The sequence below is a fragment of the Pseudomonas sp. FG1 genome, assembly GCF_034313875.1.
Taxonomy (GTDB): Bacteria; Pseudomonadota; Gammaproteobacteria; order Pseudomonadales; family Pseudomonadaceae; genus Aquipseudomonas; species Aquipseudomonas veronii.
On the sequence record NZ_JAVIWP010000001.1, the window covers coordinates 244,276 to 264,136 of the forward strand.

Sequence of the window (19,861 nt, forward strand, 5' to 3'; positions counted from 1 at the left end):
TCGGCGCCAATCACGAGAACCTCGAATCAAGGCCCTCGTGCCTCACACTTAAGGCAACAAAGCCTGCAGAATCTCCACCTTGCGCTGCAACTGCTCCACATGAGCCTTCTCTGCCCGCAGCGCCGATTTCAACTCGCGATTTTCTTCGGCATGCCAGCTCAGCCGCGCCTGACGTTCCTTCGTCGTCGCATGCCAATGCTCAAGCAATCTCCAGGCTTTGTTAGTCTGCAGATACTGCACCAGAAGCATCAGCAGGATCATCAACAGCATCAGCATCGCTACCAACGCTATCCAATCCAAACCATCCATAAACATGTCCCTCATGTCGTCAACTCCAAACTTGCCAGAGTCACGATATGTAGTGTTAAACGACACGTCCAGAATGTAGACTTATACAGGTAAAGTATTCACGCACATGGAGGCGACATGAAACGCAAGCAAACCATCGCTCAGGTCCGTTGGGACCTCGCCCTTCGCTACCGACTGATAGAAACCGTCGCCTGGTGGGAAGGCCGGCTGACCACGGTGCACTTGATGCAGAGCTTCGGCATCAGCCGCCAGCAGGCGTCAAAGGACATCAATACCTACATCACCGAGCATGCGCCCAAAAACCTTACATATGATCGACAGATCAAGGGGTACGTGCCGGGCAAACAGTTCAAGCCCCTGTTCATCGACGACAGTGCCAGCGCCTACCTGCACCTGCTTTACCAGAACAATGCCCGAGCGCCACACGTTGAGGGGCTGGCGTTGGCCTACGCCCATACCAAAGTGCTGGAGGTGCCGGATCGCTCGATCAAGGTCGAGATACTGCGCCCACTGCTCAAGGCTTGCCGGGAGCATCTACGCCTGGACATCGACTACGTTTCGCTCAACAGCCCCGAGCCTGAAGGGCGAACCATTGCACCGCATACGCTGGTTTACACAGGCATGCGCTGGCATGTGCGCGCCTACTGCGAAAAAAACCGCGAGTACCGGGACTTTGTACTGAGCCGACTGCGTGGGGTTCCTGAACTGATGGACGGCGAGACCGAGAATGGCCTCTCGGACGACGACCAGTGGAATAGCGAAGTCAACGTCATCATCAAACCCGATGAGCGTCTGACGGTGATGCAAAAAGCGATAATCCAGGAGGATTTCGGGATGGTCGATGGGCGACTGCAGATTCCCTGTCGCCAGGCGTTGGTCAAGTATGTGTTGCAGCGCTATCAGATTGATCCAAAGAACATGGACCCGAAACCAGAGGCGCAACAGATCGTGGTGGAGAACCTGAAGGAGTTGAAACCCTGGCTGTATGACTGATACCGGTCCCTTTCGACTGCCCTGTTCGCGACAACCTTGCCGCTGGCACTCGACTCCAAAAAATACCGAGCCCTGACGCAGTGTGACATGATCTGTCGCACGAGTGAATCAAGCTCTGTATCAGACCCCTCGAGAGAACGTGATATTGAATAATCTGGAAGCCCTGAAGCTGGTGGAAACCACGTTCACCGAGATACTGAACGCCGACAAAGTGTCCGACCTGCAAAAGATACTGACGTCCGATTCCCTGCTGGAAAAATGGCAGATGGACCGCAACAAGTACCCAGAATTGCAGCTGAAGTTGACGGACCACGACATCAGTTCCCTCATGACTAAGGTTGGCAACGATCTTCGCTTGCATGCGGACCTCAGCGCCAAACTGGAAACGCCTCTGGAAAAGCTGCTCTACGCCCTGGTCTGGAAAAATGGCGACCTGCAAAAGGTGGCGCACATCATCAAAGGTGCGGCCGATGTCAGACCAACATCGCTGACTAACGGCCCAGGCCAGGTATTCAGACAGTTCGGCCGGCATCTAGCTGATCGCTCGGAATCCATTGTCGATCAGCACGTGCTTCGTGCCTTCGAACTCTATGAGCAGATCAACGACCCAGACTTTTCCAAGATCAAGACCATTCGCAAGAAGATCAACTGGGACAAGGATGTCGCCTGCATCGAACGCTACAAACGCTGGCTCTGCGAGCACTTCAAAGAGCGTCAGGATGCCGAACCTGGATTCGTGGTGAACATCGACATGGCGCTCTTCGCGCTCGGTCGAGCGGTAAAGATCACCAGCAAGCGCGGCAACGGTGAAGCAGCGTAATCCCATCGCCATCGAGGACAGCGCCATGAAAACCTACAAAGCCTTTATGCAACGTGTGGTTGCCACCGCCGGCCCCCAAGCCAACTTCACCATCACGGTTCAAGCGGTGACCTCTGCCATGGCAAAGGTCACCGCTGAAGCCCAGTACCCAGGCTACAAATGCCTGAACGCACCCACTCAGGTGCGTTGAAGTTTTGCCAGCTCATCTTGCAGTTGCAGCGCCAGCCCACTGGTTCGCTGCACATTGCGACTCACCGCCCCTTCAAATACGCCCGGACTGGCTTCGACCAGGCTGAACCATTGCTTGGCACGGGTGATGGCGGTGTACACCAGCTCCTTGGTCAGCACAGGGTTCAGCGCATCGGGCAATACCAGAGCTGTATGGTTGAACTCCGACCCCTGGGACTTGTGCACCGTCATGGCGAAAACGGTCTCAACCTCCACCAGCCGACTCGGCATCACGAAACGTACGCCGCCGCTGCCATCGTTTCGCGGGAAGGCCACACGTAGAACCCGTTCTGCAGAGGGACCCGGTACCCAGAGAGCAATGCCGATGTCACCATTCATCAAGCTCAGGCTGTAATCATTGCGGGTGACCAGTACCGGTCGCCCTTCGTACCAACCTTGGTCCCCCGACAACAACTCACAGCGGCGCAGTTCGGCGGCCACTCGTTGATTCAGTCCCTCGACACCCCAAGGCCCGCGACGCAGCGCACAGAGCAGACGGAACTCATCAAACGCGCCCAATACTTTGCCAGCCCAACCGGCCCAGAGGGCACTGTCCAAGGGAGTGTCTTTCGCAGGACGCTGGTCTCGTAGCTGCTCAAGGTAATGGCGATAACCAGGAGCATCGCCTTTGCCGTTGATAATCAACTCGGTGAGTGCGGCATCATGCTCGCCTCGCAACTTGAGGTTGAACAGCTGAGGCAATTGCTGATCAAGCAGGCTTCGTGCTTCGGCGGCATTTTTCTCATTGACCAGTTTGGCCAGACGCCCAATGCCCTGCTGGGCGTCGAAGCGTCGGGAGTAGCGCAGCATGACGGTTTGCTGGGCCAGCGGATCGCCAGCACCGACTGCCGTTTGCAACCCCGGAGCGCTGATCGACTCGCCACTGTGGGCTTCCAGCCAGGCCACTGTTTGCTCGCTATAGCCGCCGGCTTCAGCGTTGCGACAAAGGTCGCCCAACACGGAGCCTGCATCCACCGATGCCAGCTGATCCTTGTCACCCAACAGGATCAAGCGCGCCTGCCGAGGCAAGGCATCGAGCAGGCAAGCCATCATTTCCAGGTCAATCATCGACGCTTCATCGACCACCAATACATCCAGCTCCAGTGGCTTATCCCGGTGGTGAATGAAGTTGCGCGAATCCGGTCGACTGCCCAACAGACGGTGCAATGTGGAAACATCCGTCGGGATCGCCTCCTGCACGGGGGCGCTGACCGGCAGCTCACGGACGGCCTTGCCAATGGACTCGGACAAGCGTGCTGCTGCCTTGCCGGTGGGGGCGGCGAGACGAATTCGCAGCGGCTTCCCTTCCTCCACGGCCGGTGTTTGCAACAGCCCCAGCAAGCGCACGACCGAGGTGGTCTTGCCGGTGCCGGGGCCGCCGGTGATGACGCTGAAGTTACCTCGTGCCGCCAGCGTACAGGCAATTTTTTGCCAGTCGCTACGGCGTTCACCGTTAACTTCGAAGGTGTCAGGGAATAAGGCATCGAGCCGACTGGAAAGTTTTTCCGGTGTTACCGCGTCCACACTCAAACGGGCGCTCAGCGCCTGGGCAATGCTGCGCTCATAGTTCCAGTAACGACGCAGGTACAGACGCTGTCCGGTCAACACCAGCGGCCGCTCCGGAAATCGCTGCGGCTCGTCCCGATCCTCCACCATCGTGCTCAAGCATAACGCCCGGCGCCATTGCGCGACATCCAGGCCCAGCAACCATTGCGACGGTAATGGGCCGCCCTCCTCCCCTTCAGGAGGTAACGACAACACAAAGTCAGGCGCTTGCAGGGTAGCGACCAGATCCAGGCAGGAATGCCCGCGACCCAGTTGATGACTGGTCATCGCGGCGGCCAGCAACACACTGGCCTGGGCCTGGGGATCCTGTTCAAGTATGAAGGTGGCGAATGAGCGATCCAGTGCGCGCAACCAGCCTCGGCTCACCCAATTGTCGAGTTGATGCAGCAGCTCGCTGCTGTCGGCATCGCCAACGAACAACGGCGGGTGATCAACGTTGCGCTGGCTGTTGCTCAGCTGCTTAAGGGTCTGGCTCATGCGCTGACCTCCGCGTGTTGGCCCATGAAGAGTTGGTCCAGTTGTTCAATCAACTGCCGTGGCGGTCGTTCGAAATGCACACCTTGGGTGGGCGCCTGGTGTCCACGGACGAACAGGTACACCGCCCCCCCATGTGCTGTTCGTAGTCATACCCGGCAAGGCGCAGCTTAAGCTGGCGATGCAAGGCCAGCAGGTACAGACACAGCTGCAGGTCATAACGCTTGTCCAGCATGGTCTCGGCCATCGCCTCGGCGTCGTAGGCCTGATCGTTGCTGCCCAGCCAGTTGGATTTGTAGTCCGCCACGTAGTAGCGACCCTGATGTTCAAACGTCAGGTCGATGAAGCCTTTGAACATGCCGTTCAACTCGTTGGAGGCCAGCACGGGACGCGGTGCACCACCCAACGTGTATTGACGCACCAGTGCATCGAGGCGCTGAACGTTCACCGACCGGCTGGAAAACCAGAACTCCATCTCGACCTGATAGGTGCTCAGAGTCGAGAGCTTGCATTGGGTACCGTTGAACCGCAGCGGTGCATTCAGATAGCTGCCTAGCCAGGCGGAAAGTGGCTCGATCCAGGTTTCCCAATCGCGCAGGTTGCAGCGTCGGGCAACGGTGTTATGCAGGGTGATCGGATCTCCAGCGGCCTTGGCGAAACCTTCGCGGCCGGCCCATTCGAACAGTCCGTGGAGAAAGGTGCCCGGTCCTGCGCCACGAGGGAACCCGTGAATCCCGGCCCCTGCAGGCAAGGCTTCAGCTTCGTCCTCTTCTTGCAAGTTGGCTTCCAGCGCGGTCGCCGGCTCAAGGTTGACACCCGGCTGCGCCCCCATCAGGACATTCCCGTCGGCAATGGCCAAGGCCGAGTAACTGGCGATCCACCAGTTCGCCGCGAGCGTGTGCAGGGGGCGCAATGCCGGTCCCACCGGCGGTGGCGTTGGCGCCGTATGCACAGCATCGGACGGCACCGGGGCTGCGCACACTGCAATGTCTGTGCAGCCGCTGGCCAACGCTGCAACCACGTCAGGCAATTGAGCCGCTGCGATCGGCTTCTCACCCGCTAGCATGTAGCCCAGACCTGCCTTGTGCAGGTCCGTCGATGCACCGCCAGCCTTGAAGCCCTGGGGCGCCACACAGATCCAGGTGGCATAACGGGCTCGGGTCAGGGCGACGTAGAGCAAGCGCATCTCTTCGCCCATACGCTCATCGTTGGCAAGAGCCTGAGCCGGTTTGGCCAGATCGCCCTTGATCAGCTCGATCACCAGCCCCTTGTCGTCGTGGAACATGGGCGGTGTAGTGCTTCGGCCATCGATCGCCCTGGCGCTACAGGCAAACGGCAGCAGCACCAAGGGGTATTCCAGGCCCTTGGATTTGTGCACGGTGATGACCTTGATCAGGTCCGAATCGCTTTCCAGGCGCAGAATTTCCTCTTCGCTCTGGCCGTCGACCTGCCCGGCCAGGTGGCGGATCAACGCATGCTCGCCATCGAGTTCGGCGGCGCTGCGTTGCAACCATTCAGCCAGATGCAACAGGTTGGTCAAGCGCCGCTCACCCTGATCTTCCACAAGCAAACGGGCCGGCACCTTGAACGTGGCCAGCAGCTTTCGCAGCATCGGCAGCACGCCTTGTTGTTGCCACAACACCCGAAAATCGCGGAACAGCAAAACCTGTTGCTCCCAGAACAACTCATCCTGGTTCAATTGCTCCAGGATCTGCCATGTCAGCCCGACGCTGCGGGTCGCCATTGCCGCACGCACCAGCCGATCGCTGGTCGGTTGAGCGCACGCTCGCAGGATATACAGCAGGTCTTTGGCCTCCTCGCTTTCGAAGACCGAGTCCCTGTCAGAGAGATAGACGCTGGCCAGTTGGCGCTGCGCTAGGGCTTTGCGGATGGCTTCGGCTTCCTTGCGATTGCGCACCAGAATGGCGATATCGGCGGGCCGCAAGGCGATGAATTCACCCTTGTCGTTCAGCAAACCGGACCGGTTGATTGCAGCGGGATCGAGCCAGGCCTGAATCGCCGATGCCGAGGCGTCAGCGGCTTTGCGCAAGTACGTGGCGTTATTGATTACGCCCTGGGTTTCCAGATACCAGAACGTCAGGGCCGGTTGATCCGTGCCGTTGATCTGCAACACATCGTCTCGCCCGTTGGCTTGTACGGTGTTGAACGGCACCGGATTGCCCTGGTCTTCTGTGGCAAACCGAAACGCGCCGCGAGGCTGGGCTTCAGCGAACCGGAAGCAGTGGTTGGCTGCATCGACCATCGCCTGGGTGGAGCGATAATTGGTGCCCAGCGTGTAATGACGGCCAGCCGTGGCCTCTCGCGCCTGCAGATAAGTGTAGATATCCGCGCCGCGGAAGGAATAAATCGCCTGTTTCGGATCGCCGATCAGGAACAGCCCGCAGTCTTCCAGGTTCTCGCAGATGCGGTAGATGGTTTCAAAGATCCGGTATTGAACCGGGTCGGTGTCCTGGAACTCATCGATCAGAGCAACCGGGTACTGCTTGCGAATGGTCTCGGCCAGACGAGGGCCGGACGAGCTCTGCAAGGCGTGGTCAAGGCGATTGAGCAGGTCGTCGAATCCGATTTCAGCTCGGCGGTGCTTTTCTTCATCGAAGCGCTCATGCACTTCATGCAAGGCATGCAGCAGCACCTGCGCCCTGATATCAACCTTGGCGTTACGTTTTTCCAGCCAGGCATCAATGGCCTGTAGCGCCTCATGTTGGGGAACCTTGTCTTTACCAGTGAGCCTCAAGCCGGATTGACTGAACGCCTTTATTTTTTCAGGTGCCGGTTGCCCCCGACTCCACCGCTCCAAGTCGCGCAAGTAGCCATTGAATACATCATCCTGGTCTGCCCCCCTATAGGTACCTCCATGCATCCGGACCCGAACACTTTGCAGTAAGGCCTCTAGATCGACCTGATGCTGTACCCACAACTGGCGAGCATTACGCTCCAGTTCGCCGACTGTTCCGTACCACTCACCCGGTTCCTGGAGTAATGCCTGCAAAGACCCAGGCGCTTCAAGAGGCTGGGTTTTGTATTGATAAGTCGCGTCCCGGCGTGCCAGCAACGAACCGAGCGCATCCCCCAGCTCCTGAGGGCTTTTGAAACAATCACCGATCGATCGCGCCTGCGCCACCGGCAACTCATAGAAATGCCGGCGCCAATAATCCCTGACCACCTCGGCCAGTAACTCGCTCTGGTCGGTTTCCAGTGTCTGGGTGAACAGGCTGCCACTGTCGAAGGCATGCTCACGCAGCATCCGATAACACCAGCCGTGAATGGTCGAGACGGCGGCCTCATCCATCCACTCCCCGGCCAATTGCAAGCGTCGAGCGCAGTCAGGCCACTGCTCCGTTGGGTATTCGTCACGCAGTTGCTGCAGCAACTTGTCATGTTTGCGATCCGGTTCCAGAAAGCACTGCGCCGCTTCGGTCAAGCGCGCACGAATACGGTCGCGCAGTTCCTGAGTGGCGGCGTCCGTAAACGTCACCACCAGGATTTGCGGCGGAGTAAGCGGTGTCTTGAATGCGTTTTCGCCGCCATGCCCCAGCACCAGACGCACATAAAGCAAAGCGATCGTGAAGGTTTTGCCCGTGCCGGCACTGGCCTCGATTAATCGGCTGCCATGCAATGGAAAGTCCAGGGGGTTGAGATTAACTGGGCTCATTGGTCGCTCCCTGCGTTGCTGGAAGAAAGGTGTTTGAACAGTCCGCCATACAACCGCTTGGACCATGTGCCAAAATCACCGCAAGCACATAGCTGGTCAAAGTCCGCGTAGGCGCGGCGCAAGGCGAAGGAGCTCTCTGCTTCTCCGGTGCGCTTGTAGCCACCCTCGAATGTCTCACGGGCCTTGTCCGAGGCCGCGTCTTTGTCTTCGCCATCCGCCCCCGCTTCCTCAAGCCATGCGAATGCGCTTTTGCAGGCGACCGGCAGCGGTTCACGCATGCCCGCCACCCAGGCGTCGAGCAGCGATTGCAACTGCGCCTGCGCCTCTTGCGCGAGCATTGGCCGAAACACCACATCACCGTTCAAACTGACCAGAATCGTGGTGCAGCCCGAACCGCTCAACTGCAACGCCAAATGTCGCACCCAGGGTCGAACCAGGTTGTGCCAGCGCCAACTGTCGTCGTTGCACAGTTTCTTGCTGTCGAGTTGCAAGTACACCCGCTCACCTTGGGCATTACAGCGAATGCCGCCCAACCAGTCATTCAATCCCGGTTTCGGTTCGCACGCGGCAATCGTTGCGGCAGTCTGGCCGTCCTCGATTTCAGGCCATGCCTGCAGCTGCGCGTGGTAACGCTCCAGCATGTCCGGTAGAGGCTCGGCCAATGCCAATGCGCTCAAGGTTCCGAAGCCACCCAGCGGCAACTTGCCTTCGCGCTGCAATCGCTGAACGTGCCGATCGAGCTCGGCCACCACGTTCTCCGGCCGGTAATCTTCTTCAACCCAGCGCTTGAGCGCCTGGCTGAGCCGGTCCTGGTGCTGCCAGTTTTCGAGGCCGTCGAGCTGAAAAGTTTCGTCGTCGCGGCCGGTCAATTCGTCATTGTCGAAATTGACCTTGAGCCGTTGCTGGAAGAATGCCCCGACCGGATCACGCACAAACCCGGCCAGTTGGCGCAGGGTCAACGGCGTGTCTTGCGCGAGCCGGGGCAGCAGGTCGACCGATAGCTTCTCGGCCTGGGAATCATGCACCTCACGCCACTCGTGAGAATACGTGAACAGCCCGTCGGGCCCGGGCTTATCGGCAAAGTAGGCAGGGCTGAAAGGCTGGAGCGGATGTTCCTGAGTCAAGGCGTGCAGCAGCGCCTCGGGCGTTGCCGACCGCCAGCCGCTGGCCAGATGATCACGCAGTTGCCCGATCAGCACCGAGGGCACGCGCTCGCTATTGTCGCGGATATTTCGGCCGACCCAGCTCACGTACAACTGCTCTCGGGCAGACAACAACGCCTCCAGCAACAGGTAGCGATCATCCTCACGGCGCGAGCGATCTCCAGGGCGGTAATCGTTGCGCATCAGGTCAAAATCGACTGGCGATTGTTGGCGTGGGTAGTCACCATCGTTCATACCCAGAAGGCACACCACTTTGAAGGGGATCGCACGCATCGGCATCAGCGTGCAGAAGTTCACCGCACCGGCAAGAAACCGCTGCGACAAGCCGCCCTCCTCAATGCCGGAAAGCCAGGTTTCATGCATCACACTCAGCGGCAACGGTTTGTCGAACTGCGCAGACTCGCAGGTACGCAACCAGTCATCGAGCAGCTTGAGCAACTGGTTGACCAGCAATTCTTCGGCATCCCCCATCGGGCGGAAAAACACCTTCAACAGCGATTGCAGGCGCTCGACCCAGAGCACCGGTGTGGCCGGTTGCTGCAGGTCTTCGCGGGCAATTTCCAGGTGATCGAGCAAGGTCAACAGCGGCCCGGCCAAGGCGGCTTCCAGTCCCGACACTTCATCGTACGGCTCGATGCCATTCAGCTCAGGTCCCTGGCCGGTCGCGTAGCCCAGCAACATGCGACGCATGCCGAAGCGCCAGGTGTTTTGTTCCAAGCCCGCCGGCATGTCCAGGCTCTCGCGCTGTTGCGCATCGAGTCCCCAGCGCACACCGGCACCGTCGATCCAACGCTGCAGGATCGGCACATCCGCTTCCTTGATACCGAAGCGCGCGCGCAGCGCCGGTACGTCCAGCAGGTCGAGAATATCGCTAACGGCAAAACGGCTTTGCGGCAGTTCAAGCAGGTGTTCGAGGGCGATCAGCAACGGCTGGCGCCCACGCTGTCCCTGGTCGGCCAGGGTAAAGGGCAGATAACGAGGATCATGACGCGGCACCTGACCGAACACGGCTTCGATATGCGGTGCATACACATTGATGTCCGGCACCATCACAATCACATCGCGCGGGCTTAGCCCAGGATTGGCACTGAAGCGAGCAAGCAACTGATCGTGCAGCACCTCCACTTCGCGCTGGGCACTGTGGACCACGTGAAAGCGCACAGAGCGATCCTGTGCCACGTCGACCGGGGCCCACACTTCGCGAGTTTCAGCCAAAGGACGCAATTCAAGAATGTCGCTTTGCAATTGACCTAGGAGGCTTGAAGGTGGCTCGTCATTGAACAGGTCGATACGCCCGCCGTTTAGGCCCTCGAAAAGGTGTCGATAACTCGCCGGTTCGTCATAGTGGTCGAGCAAATTGATGTAGTCGCGACCTTGCTTACCCCAAGCGGCGAGCAACGGCTGGCCATGTTGCCTTTCCGCCATAGAAGCACTTCTGATTGGCTGACGGCGATAGGCATGGCCCAGCAAGTCTTTGTCAGCGACGATATCGCCCCAGTGATGGCGACAAGGGTTGTGCACACACAGCAACACCTGGCTGTAGCGCGAGAGCATGGCCAGGGCTTCGAGCACCTGTGCCGGCATCGACGAAATCCCGAACACTACTACCCGCCGAGGCAGCCCGCGTGGGGCCTGCCCGGCATCACGCAAATGCGCGACGAAGCGCTTGTGCACGCCAGCGCGGCTCTGCTCCAGCGCCCCCTCGCCGACATCCGCCAGCAATTCACGCCACAGCTGCGCTTGCCACAGGTTGTCGGCATCCAGTGGCTTCACACCGCTCTTGATGTGCTTGAGCTGATCAAGCCCTGCCGCCCAGTCCTCCAGCCAGTCGGCGCGATAGACCTGATACTGGTCGAACAAGTCCGCCAGTCGCTCGGCCAGTTGATAGCGCTTGCGCTGATCGTCATCCTCCTTGAGGAAACGCTGCAAGCTGCTGAAATGGGGGTTGTCCAGTAGCTGAGGCAGCAAGCGCATGAGCCTCCAGCTCAGGGCCGTTTTGTCCAGCGGCGAAGATTCCGGGGTTGTCTGCGCCCCGAGCACCGAACGGTAGGCCTGCCACAGGAAACGCGCCGGCAATTGCACATCCAGCGCCGCCGCGATGCCGCAACCGCCGTTGGCCGGATCATCGGCCAGCGCCAGCTTCAACCATTGCGCAATGCCGTTGCTGTGCACCAGCACCACTTCATTTTCCAGCGGCGCCAACGGGTAGCGCTGCATCCAGCTCACCGCCAGCTCACGCAAATCATCCAGACGATTGCCATGAATGATCATGAAGCCAGACTTCAACGAATCCGCATCCTGCATAACGCTTTCCTCAGGTCTGAATGCTCAGCTCTGCGATACAGAGCAGCAAAATGCTATCACTTTAATCCGATATAACCATGCATCACCATCTCTACGAAGATGCACCGCCCATGGGAGCCGAGGATAGGCGGCACACCTAAAAACAAATCACGATTGAATCCAGGTAACACGGTTCAACTCAAAAATATTTCAATCCTACATAACAGCTATGACATCACCACCAAGGAGCTTCGCCCCATGTCATTGCAGTGCACTCGCTGTCACTCTCCCAAAAGTACCCGCTACTGAAACCCGGTGCGCGACGCTTCCTAGTCGGCTGAACAAACCTCTTCCATCCCTTCCCTCCTCTTGGCCAGTCCATGCAGTTAGCGCTGTGCGGCTGGCCTTTTTTTCATTTACAGGAGAACCACCATGCTCAAAGGGCTCGCAATCACACCCCCGGTACCCAAGAGAAGTGGTGAAGATTGCGCTGCAGTGCAACGCCGCCGCAATGATCTTGGTTCACAACCACCCTTCCGGTGACCCCGAGCCCAGTGAGGCAGATCGTGTACTTACCCAAAAGTTAAAGGAGGCCTTGAGTCTTGTGGGGGTACGTACGCTCGACCACATCGTGGTTGGGCGTGACGGTTGCAATTCAATGGCAGAACTTGGGGTTCTGTGAGGGAGATCAAATGAAGCAACTACTACGAACCATTGCGGGAGTATTCGTATTTGCCGGCATCCTTGCGGGCTGCTGTGCAGTGTTGCTGCTGGTGATTCTGATAGTGCGATTTCCGCCACTCATTCTGGTCGTGATTGTGGCCTGTTGGATTTACCGCAAAGTATGCAATCTGGCTCATTCATGAGCAAAAAAGGGTAGCCGAAGCTACCCTTTTTTGCGTGGTTCCCCCTATGCTTGCAGAGCAACATCCAGCTCGCCAGATAGCTCATAGCGGGTCAAAAGCTCAGCGTCCGCTTGGCGCGTGTATTTTGCGGCAAGACCTGCCAACGTAGAGTTTCCGACCACGTCCGTATGTGGCACTAATAAATAAGACCACGGCTTACCGCCAGTTTTCTTCGCATGGAACTCAGTGGCGATATGCGCCCAAAGCGCTGCAGTTTCTGCTTTCCGCAATACGACCGCATTGTTAATTTCATCCGCGCGCTTGGTTTCAATAATCAAAATGCGATCTTGCATTTCAACCACAAAATCCGGCTGGTAAGGAAAGCCATCTGAGTCATAGAGTTTGAATTGGTTAGGGCCGGGTTTCATCCACAGCTTAACGCCATTTTCTTTTTCTAAAATCTCGCTCAGTTTACGTTCCGTATCTGAATCAAATTTAGCCAGTGGATAGCAGGATTTACTGAAACCGCTAAAAATATAACGCTTGATCTCGTTAAGCTTTGGCGGTGCTTGGCGAAAGTCCAATGAATATTGGCTGCCCGCATTCTCGAAGGTTTGTGGACGCAAGTCTTGGAAGGCCGCACTCACAGTAACGCGGTAACTTGTTTTCCCGCGCCACATATTTTTCTTCATGTCCGCAAAGATGGCATCGGCCATTTGCCGAGAGTGGCCTTGCAGCACACTACGCAACTCTTCGGGCTTATCGTATTTGGCTTGATAGTGAGCAACTACCTGGCCAGCCAGCTGGTAAAGCACTTCGGAGTGAGTGTCGTAATCAATCTCTGGGAAGTCCATGAGTTTGGCAACGATATAGTTTTCTAGACACTCTTGCTGCTCATCATGGGCATCGCCGCTAATGGACTGCGTTTTCTCTGTGCGTAAGACCTGAATCAATAACTCATTCGAGAGCGGTTGATGGTTCCAGTGTTTAAGATCCAGCGTGAACGATTTAAAGCCAAAAGACACATTTTGGGTCGGTGTGATGGTCAATGCCGGAATGGCAATAATTCGCTCAACGAACTGACTGCAAATCGACTTCACGATTGCTTCAATTTTCAGCGTTTCAACCGGGAAGATCTCAGCTTGCGGTGTTTGCTCTGCTTGAATGGCCTGAACAATAGCGGCTTGCACTTCCGGCTTATTGATATCCGCAAGGCTTCCTACTTGTTTAGCGGTCTGCTGAACCACAATCTGAAGGGTCCTCTCAGCCACTTCCACTTCTTGCGCTGTTTGCAGAATAAAAGGCGCTGGCGCCTCAGCCACACGGGCAGGGCTCGAGGGAGCAGGAATTTGGTAAGCAGTACTTTTTTCACTACCTTCTGCTTTCGGCAGCATGGATTGCACCAAGTGCTGCACCACATTTGGCGTAGTGACGGCCTCAGGTTTCGTTGAGGTCACGTCACCGTCCTCACCAATAAAAACTTGCTTAAGTTTCTTGGTAACGCCGTTTTCCGTTTTGGCCAACTCAATCAGTTCATTGAAGCGGTCGTGGGCAATCACGGTGAGCTGATCGACTTCAGCCACCCCCGTGCGCTTGCCATAAGGTAAGCGCAGGCCACGCCCCAAGGTTTGCTCGGTCAGAATATCGGAAGCTGATGCACGCAATGGAACAATGGTGAACAGGTTGCTAACGTCCCAACCTTCTTTGAGTTTGTTAACGTGAATAACGATGTCGGTATCGCCACTTTTTTCGATGTTCAGCAAGCGCTGCGCATTCTCGTCACTCTCTTCCCCGGACGTTTTTGAGTGGATTTCGATAACACGGCCTTTGTAACGGCCACCGAAAAAACCGTCCGACTCCACAAACTGTCTTACCTCGGAGGCGTGCGTGGTGTCCTTGGTCACCACCAGCATAAACGGTCGCACTATCGGCTTATCGTAGTTTTTGGCGTAGGTTTCCAGCGCCACCTTGACATGCTCGTGGTAGTTAATTCCGTCCTCAAGCATGATGCGCTCCAGCGCATCGGCATCAACCGACTTCGGATTAAAGTTCGCCCGAGTACCAATGGCTGGTTCCTTCACATAACCGTCTTCCATCGCATCCGGCAGGTTGTAGCGGTAAACCACGTTTTTAAATGGCTGAGGCTTGCTACCTGTAGTTTTCGGCGTCGCCGTCACCTCAAGGCCCATAATGGGCTGCAACTCGGCAATGGCCTTGAATCCGGCAGTACCGCGATAACGGTGCGCTTCATCCATCACCAAAACCAAGTCATCAAGCTCAGACAGGTACGAGAAATAGCTTTCGCCTATGTACTCTTGCAGGCGCTTGATACGAGGAGCAGCCCCGCCTCGTACCTCGGAGTTGATCTTCGAAATGTTAAAGATATTGATGATCACACTTTCGCGGCCGAATAGATCCGCGCCACGCACACCACGGCCTTCCTCATAGTTTTCAGCGTTAACGATCAAAGGCGGGTTATGGGCAAAGGCTTCTATGCCTTTGAACACATATTTAGGGCTGCGCGGATCGAAATCGAACAGCAACTTCTCATAAATCGTCAGGTTTGGCGCAAGAATGAAATAGTTTCGGCTCTTGCCGATCATGTGCAAATAGCTGATGAATGCGCCCATTAAGCGGGTCTTGCCGACGCCGGTGGCAACGGAGAAACAAACCGATGGGAAGTCGCGTTCGAAATCTGCAAAGTCCGCATCAGTAACCTCACTGAATGCCTGACGCACCTGCTCCCTAGCGGCCTCTACATCAGTGCCCTTTTTCGGGTCAACCAGTCCAACGATGGTGTCCAGGCGCCGCAGCGCCTCTGCCTGAGGCTTACGTAACGAGAGGCGCTGACTAATTTGGGCAACAACACGATCCTTGTTTAGTTCAGTCATCTCAGTTTTCCTCAGTACCGTCGAACAGGTTTGCCTGTGCTACCGGTGATTTATTTTTTTTAGGTTTAGCCGCTGTGATTTCGACTGCGTCAAGCTCTGCGTCTTGCAAGGGCAAGGCTGCGATTTTTAAGGAGTAATCGTCTTTACCCCACTCGCAACGATCCAGCACCACACGGGGGATCTTCCTGATGGTTAAGTTCATCAGGCTATCGCCGGCGGTCTCATAGGCCATGCAGCAAACCAAAAGACTGCGCTCTTCCCCTGCCTCATCAGACAGGGTCTTGAGCTGATCAAAGGTCAAACTGTTGGTCGTGACATAGATAAACGCGTTTTCTGTGGCCTTGCCGTGCATCCAGTAGTGTTCGGTCGATGGCGCGTAGGTGTAGTTGAAATGCTTGCAGATGGCCTCCGCCAGCATCTCCGGCTGATAATCTTTGTTAATGACCAGATTGCCCCATTTGTCTTTTTGCAAAAGGGAAGGTGCAAGTTGGAAAAAGCGGTAGCCACCGCCGCCTTGCCAATTTACAGCCGCCGTCACGCCGCCTTTATCCGTGCCATCGATAACCTTCTGCATGCGCGGCACGATATGAGTTTTAGCGTGCTCTCCCAGCTCAACCATAATCCAGCGACGCCCCATTTTGTGGGCGACTGCCCCGGCTGTGCCTGAGCCTGCGAAGGAATCAAGGACGAGATCGCCGGGGTTGGAAGCGATCTCAATGATCCTCATCATCAAGCGTTCTGGCTTTGGTGTATCGAAAGCGGACTCTTTACCAAATAGGGTTTGAACTTCTTTCTTAGCTTCATCCGTATGCCCCACCTCTTCATGCGGCCACCAAGTATTTGGCACGATTCCCGATGCCTCACTCAGGTATTGCTTAAAAGAAGGCGCTCCGTCACCTGACTTGCCAAAATAAGCACGGCCAGAAGCGACCATCTCAAGCCATTGCCCTTCCGTTCGTGACCAGCAGCGCCCCTGGGGGGGACGCCGCTCACGGCCGGACGGCGTGATAATTGGATAACTTAGATTTTCTCGGATGTTCGGCGCGTCCCATGGGATCGCACGCCACGGTCCCAGTGGATCGTTGTCCAGATTTTTGTATTGAGCGGCTTGCTCGGCGGTTCGACTGAGCCGGTTACGGACCGTCTTCCACAAAACTGGGTTCACTGCATAGCAATAAACAAAGTTGTGGGACATGGAGATCAGCGCGTCGTTGGAACGGGAATATCGACTTTGCCATACGGAAGTCGCAACGAAATTCTTACGACCAAAAATCTCATCGCAGATAACCTTTAAATAATGTCCTTCATTATCGTCGACTGTAATCCAAATTGAGCCGTCTTCAGATAACAACTCCCATAGGATAGTCAACCGATCTCGCATCATGGTGAGCCAAAGCGAATGCTCAATTCCGTCGTCATAATGCTCAAACGCTGAGCCCGTGTTATACGGCGGATCGATAAAAATACATTTCACCTTGCCGCGCACATTTGGGTCAGTCTCTAACGCCTTTAGCGCCAGCAGATTGTCTCCATGTATCAGCATATTGTCGAAATGATCACCCTCACGCCGTGTTTCGGCGTGATAGGAACACTCAGGCTCTTCAATCAGAATTCGCGGTTCAAGGCGCGGACGCTCATCTTTGCCAATCCAGGTCAGTTCAAGTTTTGTTTTACCGGCCATTAGATTAGGCTCCATCGAATCGTAAACAGGTGATCCACCTGTGGCGTCAAGTTAAGTTGTTCGGCAATGGCGTCGAGCATGACTTCACGCTCATTATCGATCTCACGCAAGCGGGTATAGAGTTGGTGCTGCAGATCATCCACCTGGCGTTTTAATGTCTTGGCTTCGTGTTGCAGCTCCAGCTTGGCGGCCAGATTAACTGTTGCACGGGCGAGCTTGTTCTTTTCATTGGCCTGCTTAGTCAGCTCTTTAATTTGCTGGTCATAGGCCACACGGGCGTCATTACGCCAGGCATCAAGGCGATCTTCTTCTTCATTGAGAAACTCGCCCAAACGCTCTTGGGCATGGCCGACTAGGGCCGTTTGCCGCGCCTCAGTAACACCAGCCAAATCTTCCTCAGGAGCCGGTCCAATAGGCGCGCCAAGCTCTCGGGTAGGAATATGTAGCAAGCGTTCAGCCGTACTCGGGTCCAGCATGCTGTCGTCATCGGTGAAGGCTGCGCAGATCAGCTCATCCCAGGTTCGAGCGGGAGTTTGTAGCGTTAGGCGCGAAAGGCGCAGCCAACCTGATTGCCCACGCAAGCTGGCCACATCCCCCAAGTTGCCAGCATAGGCGTTGTAGTCAAACGTGAGCGACGCCATGGGCGTTGATCGCACTTTGGCCTGCGTCACCAGTTGGTCAGCTAAACCTCCGCCGCCCAAGCGGAAGAAGCGCCAGCCGTTATCCTCTGCCTCAGGCCATTCGGTAGACCAGGTGTTGCCTTGATAATCAAAACGTTCGGCATGGTCTCGATGGAAATGAGCCTCGGGCAGTTCAGCGCGAGCAAGGGTCACCAGAGCCCTACGAAAGTCGCCAAGGGCGGCATGAACGCCCTCCTTACGGCTCATCAGGCGCTCAATCACCTTTTCGTCCATCTCGGCCAAGATTTTGTTGCGTGCATCCTGTTTGGCCGCATCAATCTCGACACTGAACTCTTCTTGCAGGCGATCGAAGGCCTCATTGATTTCATCATTCGAGCGGCAGGTCTGGACGATCTCCAAAATGCGCCGTTCGATATCTACACCAGACTCAATGGCACCCAACACTTCATCAGATGAGCCAAATACGCCCTCGAAGAGCTTGAACTTCTGCTCTAAGAGCTGGTGAATGCGTTCCTCAGCCTGGTTCTTGCGATTGAGAAAGTTGATGACAGTGACGTCGATCTTTTGCCCGTAGCGGTGGCAACGGCCAATACGCTGTTCAATCCGCTGGGGATTCCAGGGCAGGTCATAGTTGATTAGCAGCGAGCAGAACTGCAGGTTGATACCCTCGGCACCGGATTCCGTGGAAATGAGGATGGAGCGGTCATGTTTGAAAGCATCGACAATGGCCGCTTTCATATCGGCAGTTTTGGAGCCTGAGGCAACCTCAGTGCCTTTATTTTTCGCAAGCCATGATTTGTATAGGGCTGAGCTGTCTTTGTCGGAGTTTGAGCCGTTCAGGATCACAGTCTGGCCGGCACAACCGTTTTGCTCCAAAAGATCACGCAGATAGGCTTGGGTGCGTACGGACTCTGTAAATACCACGGCCTTGCGCTGACCACCTTTGGCTTCCATCTCAGCCATAACGATGGGCAAGCACTCCAAGAGCGCTCGCCCTTTGGCGTTGTCGTTAATTGAGATGGCGATATCCCGATAATGAGTCAGCTCGGCGATCTCGGCCTGAAGTTTTTTCGGGTCAATCTCATCAAGATCATCATCCGAATGGTCTTCGACTGCATCCGCTTCAGTTGCGGCTATAGAACCAGCATCACGCCAATCCTCTGCATCTTCGGCAAAACCATCGAGATCATCCAGGGTATCGTCATCAACCACTAACTTGGCTTGCAGACGGTTGACCATCTTGTCTAAGGTTTTGGCAATGGCAAATGAGGATGAACCAAGGATCTTGCGCAGGGACAAGGTAACCAGGTGACGGCCATTTTTACCTAGGGCAATGGTGTCTGGGTTTTGCAGGTACGCCGACACTGACTCGTACAGATCCAGCTCAAGTTTGCTGGGGGTAAAATCAAAGGTTTTCGGCAAGCGGTTGGTGTAGTTGATCAATCCAGCCTTTTGGACTTGACGACGCAAGGTGCGTTTGCAGATGGGCTCCAAACGATGCTGCAGTAAGGTCATAGCAGCAAGATTACCCTTGCCGCCGAACTCGGCCTTAAAGGCCTGTTCCGAACCAAAGTAAGCCTCATCAATGATCGTAACGAGGCCATAAAGCTCCATCAGGTTGTTCTGCAACGGCGTTGCCGTAAGCAAAAGTTTCTGACAACCCTGTAAGGCATCACGCAGGACCGCTGCTCGGGAATTGTTAGCAGCCTTAAAGACGTTACGCAGCTTGTGCGCCTCATCAAACACGACCAGATCCCAAGCAACCTTTTGCAGCTGATGGGAGATACGAGCAGCATATTCGTAAGAAACGATGATGATGCCTTCCTTACGCCCAATGGGATTGGGTTGCCCGCTGGCCGCCAAGTCTTTAAGGCGCTTGGCATCAAGAATGACCGAGGGCAATGAGAACTTTTCACGGAGCTCAGTGGCCCATTGCTTGCGAAGAGAGGCCGGCACAACCAACAGAAGGTTTCGGCGCTGCTCCCACCAACGCTGGCTGAGCACTAACGCCGCCTCGATGGTTTTGCCAAGCCCTACCTCATCGGCCAGCAGCACGCCCTTGGATAAGGGCGAACGCAAGGCAAACATAGCCGCATCAACCTGATGTGGGTTCAGATCCACACGTGCCGAAGACAAGGACTGGGTCAACGACTCGTCGGCACCGATACCTTCACGCGTTAAGAAGTGAGCAAAATACTTGGCTTGGTACGGGCTGTAGATCATTGGAAAAATAACCCTTTTAACTTGAGGCCTTCCTGCAATGGCAGGCTAAGAGAACCTAACAACCTTACCCC

Annotated in this window: 10 protein-coding genes and 1 pseudogene; 4 read left to right on the top strand and 7 right to left on the bottom strand. The window is 56.1% G+C overall.

All coding sequences use genetic code 11. The annotated features are described in order from the left end of the window. Positions 1–48: 48 nt before the first annotated feature. Complete coding sequence (locus RGV59_RS01120; RefSeq protein ID WP_322246838.1) at positions 49–324, bottom strand: hypothetical protein; 276 nt, start codon at positions 322–324, stop codon at positions 49–51. A gap of 102 nt (positions 325–426) precedes the next feature. Between RGV59_RS01120 and RGV59_RS01125 the strand changes: the two genes are divergently transcribed. From RGV59_RS01125 to RGV59_RS01135, 3 genes are all read left to right on the top strand, one after another. Next, entirely contained in the window at positions 427–1,302 is an 876-nt protein-coding gene (locus tag RGV59_RS01125; RefSeq protein ID WP_322246839.1) for a helix-turn-helix transcriptional regulator, read from the top strand. Between the two features lie 145 nt (positions 1,303–1,447). Next, positions 1,448–2,122, top strand: a complete 675-nt coding sequence (locus RGV59_RS01130) for a hypothetical protein (RefSeq protein ID WP_076013784.1) — start codon at positions 1,448–1,450, stop codon at positions 2,120–2,122. A 25-nt stretch (positions 2,123–2,147) separates the two neighbouring features. Then, positions 2,148–2,312, top strand: coding sequence for a hypothetical protein (locus RGV59_RS01135; RefSeq protein WP_017528830.1), 165 nt, complete (start codon positions 2,148–2,150; stop codon positions 2,310–2,312). Here RGV59_RS01135 and recD read toward each other — a convergent pair. The 3 genes and pseudogenes from recD to recC form a co-directional block, all read right to left on the bottom strand. Beyond that, positions 2,300–4,393, bottom strand: a complete 2,094-nt coding sequence (gene recD, locus RGV59_RS01140) for an exodeoxyribonuclease V subunit alpha (RefSeq protein ID WP_322246840.1) — start codon at positions 4,391–4,393, stop codon at positions 2,300–2,302. The genes RGV59_RS01135 and recD overlap by 13 nt on opposite strands. Continuing rightward, a pseudogene (gene recB, locus RGV59_RS01145) lies at positions 4,390–8,063 on the bottom strand (exodeoxyribonuclease V subunit beta). The gene recD and the pseudogene recB overlap by 4 nt, the downstream one beginning before the upstream one ends. Continuing rightward, a complete protein-coding gene (recC, locus tag RGV59_RS01150; protein WP_322246841.1) occupies positions 8,060–11,530 on the bottom strand; it encodes an exodeoxyribonuclease V subunit gamma in 3,471 nt (1,156 codons plus the stop codon). Before recC ends, recB begins: the two are co-directional and overlap by 4 nt. Before the next feature lie 208 nt (positions 11,531–11,738). Here recC and RGV59_RS01155 point away from each other — a divergent pair, with 208 nt between their 5' ends. Further along, positions 11,739–12,191 (top strand): JAB domain-containing protein, encoded by a 453-nt coding sequence (locus RGV59_RS01155; RefSeq protein WP_322246842.1) that lies wholly within the window; start codon positions 11,739–11,741, stop codon positions 12,189–12,191. A gap of 228 nt (positions 12,192–12,419) precedes the next feature. Here the strand turns inward: RGV59_RS01155 and RGV59_RS01160 are convergent, their stop codons facing one another. From RGV59_RS01160 to RGV59_RS01170, 3 genes are read right to left on the bottom strand one after another with little or no spacing between them, the layout of a single operon-like run. Then, on the bottom strand, positions 12,420–15,245 hold the full coding sequence (locus tag RGV59_RS01160) for a DEAD/DEAH box helicase family protein (protein WP_322246843.1): 2,826 nt from the start codon (positions 15,243–15,245) through the stop codon (positions 12,420–12,422). Between the two features lies 1 nt (position 15,246). Further along, positions 15,247–16,926 carry a site-specific DNA-methyltransferase gene (locus RGV59_RS01165; protein ID WP_322246844.1) on the bottom strand — a complete coding sequence of 560 codons (1,680 nt, stop codon included), beginning with the start codon at positions 16,924–16,926 and terminating at the stop codon, positions 15,247–15,249. Continuing rightward, a complete protein-coding gene (locus RGV59_RS01170; RefSeq protein WP_322246845.1) occupies positions 16,926–19,790 on the bottom strand; it encodes an SNF2-related protein in 2,865 nt (954 codons plus the stop codon). Before RGV59_RS01170 ends, RGV59_RS01165 begins: the two co-directional genes overlap by 1 nt. Between the last annotated feature and the right edge of the window lie 71 nt (positions 19,791–19,861).

Excerpts from the sequence above, each read along its gene's own strand:
- RGV59_RS01160 (WP_322246843.1), bottom strand. The coding sequence starts at position 15,245 with ATGACTGAACTAAACAAGGATCGTGTTGTTGCCCAAATTAGTCAGCGC.
- RGV59_RS01125 (WP_322246839.1), top strand. The coding sequence starts at position 427 with ATGAAACGCAAGCAAACCATCGCTCAGGTCCGTTGGGACCTCGCCCTT.
- RGV59_RS01165 (WP_322246844.1), bottom strand. The coding sequence starts at position 16,926 with ATGGCCGGTAAAACAAAACTTGAACTGACCTGGATTGGCAAAGATGAG.
- recC (WP_322246841.1), bottom strand. The coding sequence starts at position 11,530 with ATGCAGGATGCGGATTCGTTGAAGTCTGGCTTCATGATCATTCATGGC.
- RGV59_RS01170 (WP_322246845.1), bottom strand. The coding sequence starts at position 19,790 with ATGATCTACAGCCCGTACCAAGCCAAGTATTTTGCTCACTTCTTAACG.
- RGV59_RS01120 (WP_322246838.1), bottom strand. The coding sequence starts at position 324 with ATGAGGGACATGTTTATGGATGGTTTGGATTGGATAGCGTTGGTAGCG.
- recD (WP_322246840.1), bottom strand. The coding sequence starts at position 4,393 with ATGAGCCAGACCCTTAAGCAGCTGAGCAACAGCCAGCGCAACGTTGAT.
- RGV59_RS01135 (WP_017528830.1), top strand. The coding sequence starts at position 2,148 with ATGAAAACCTACAAAGCCTTTATGCAACGTGTGGTTGCCACCGCCGGC.
- RGV59_RS01155 (WP_322246842.1), top strand. The coding sequence starts at position 11,739 with ATGACATCACCACCAAGGAGCTTCGCCCCATGTCATTGCAGTGCACTC.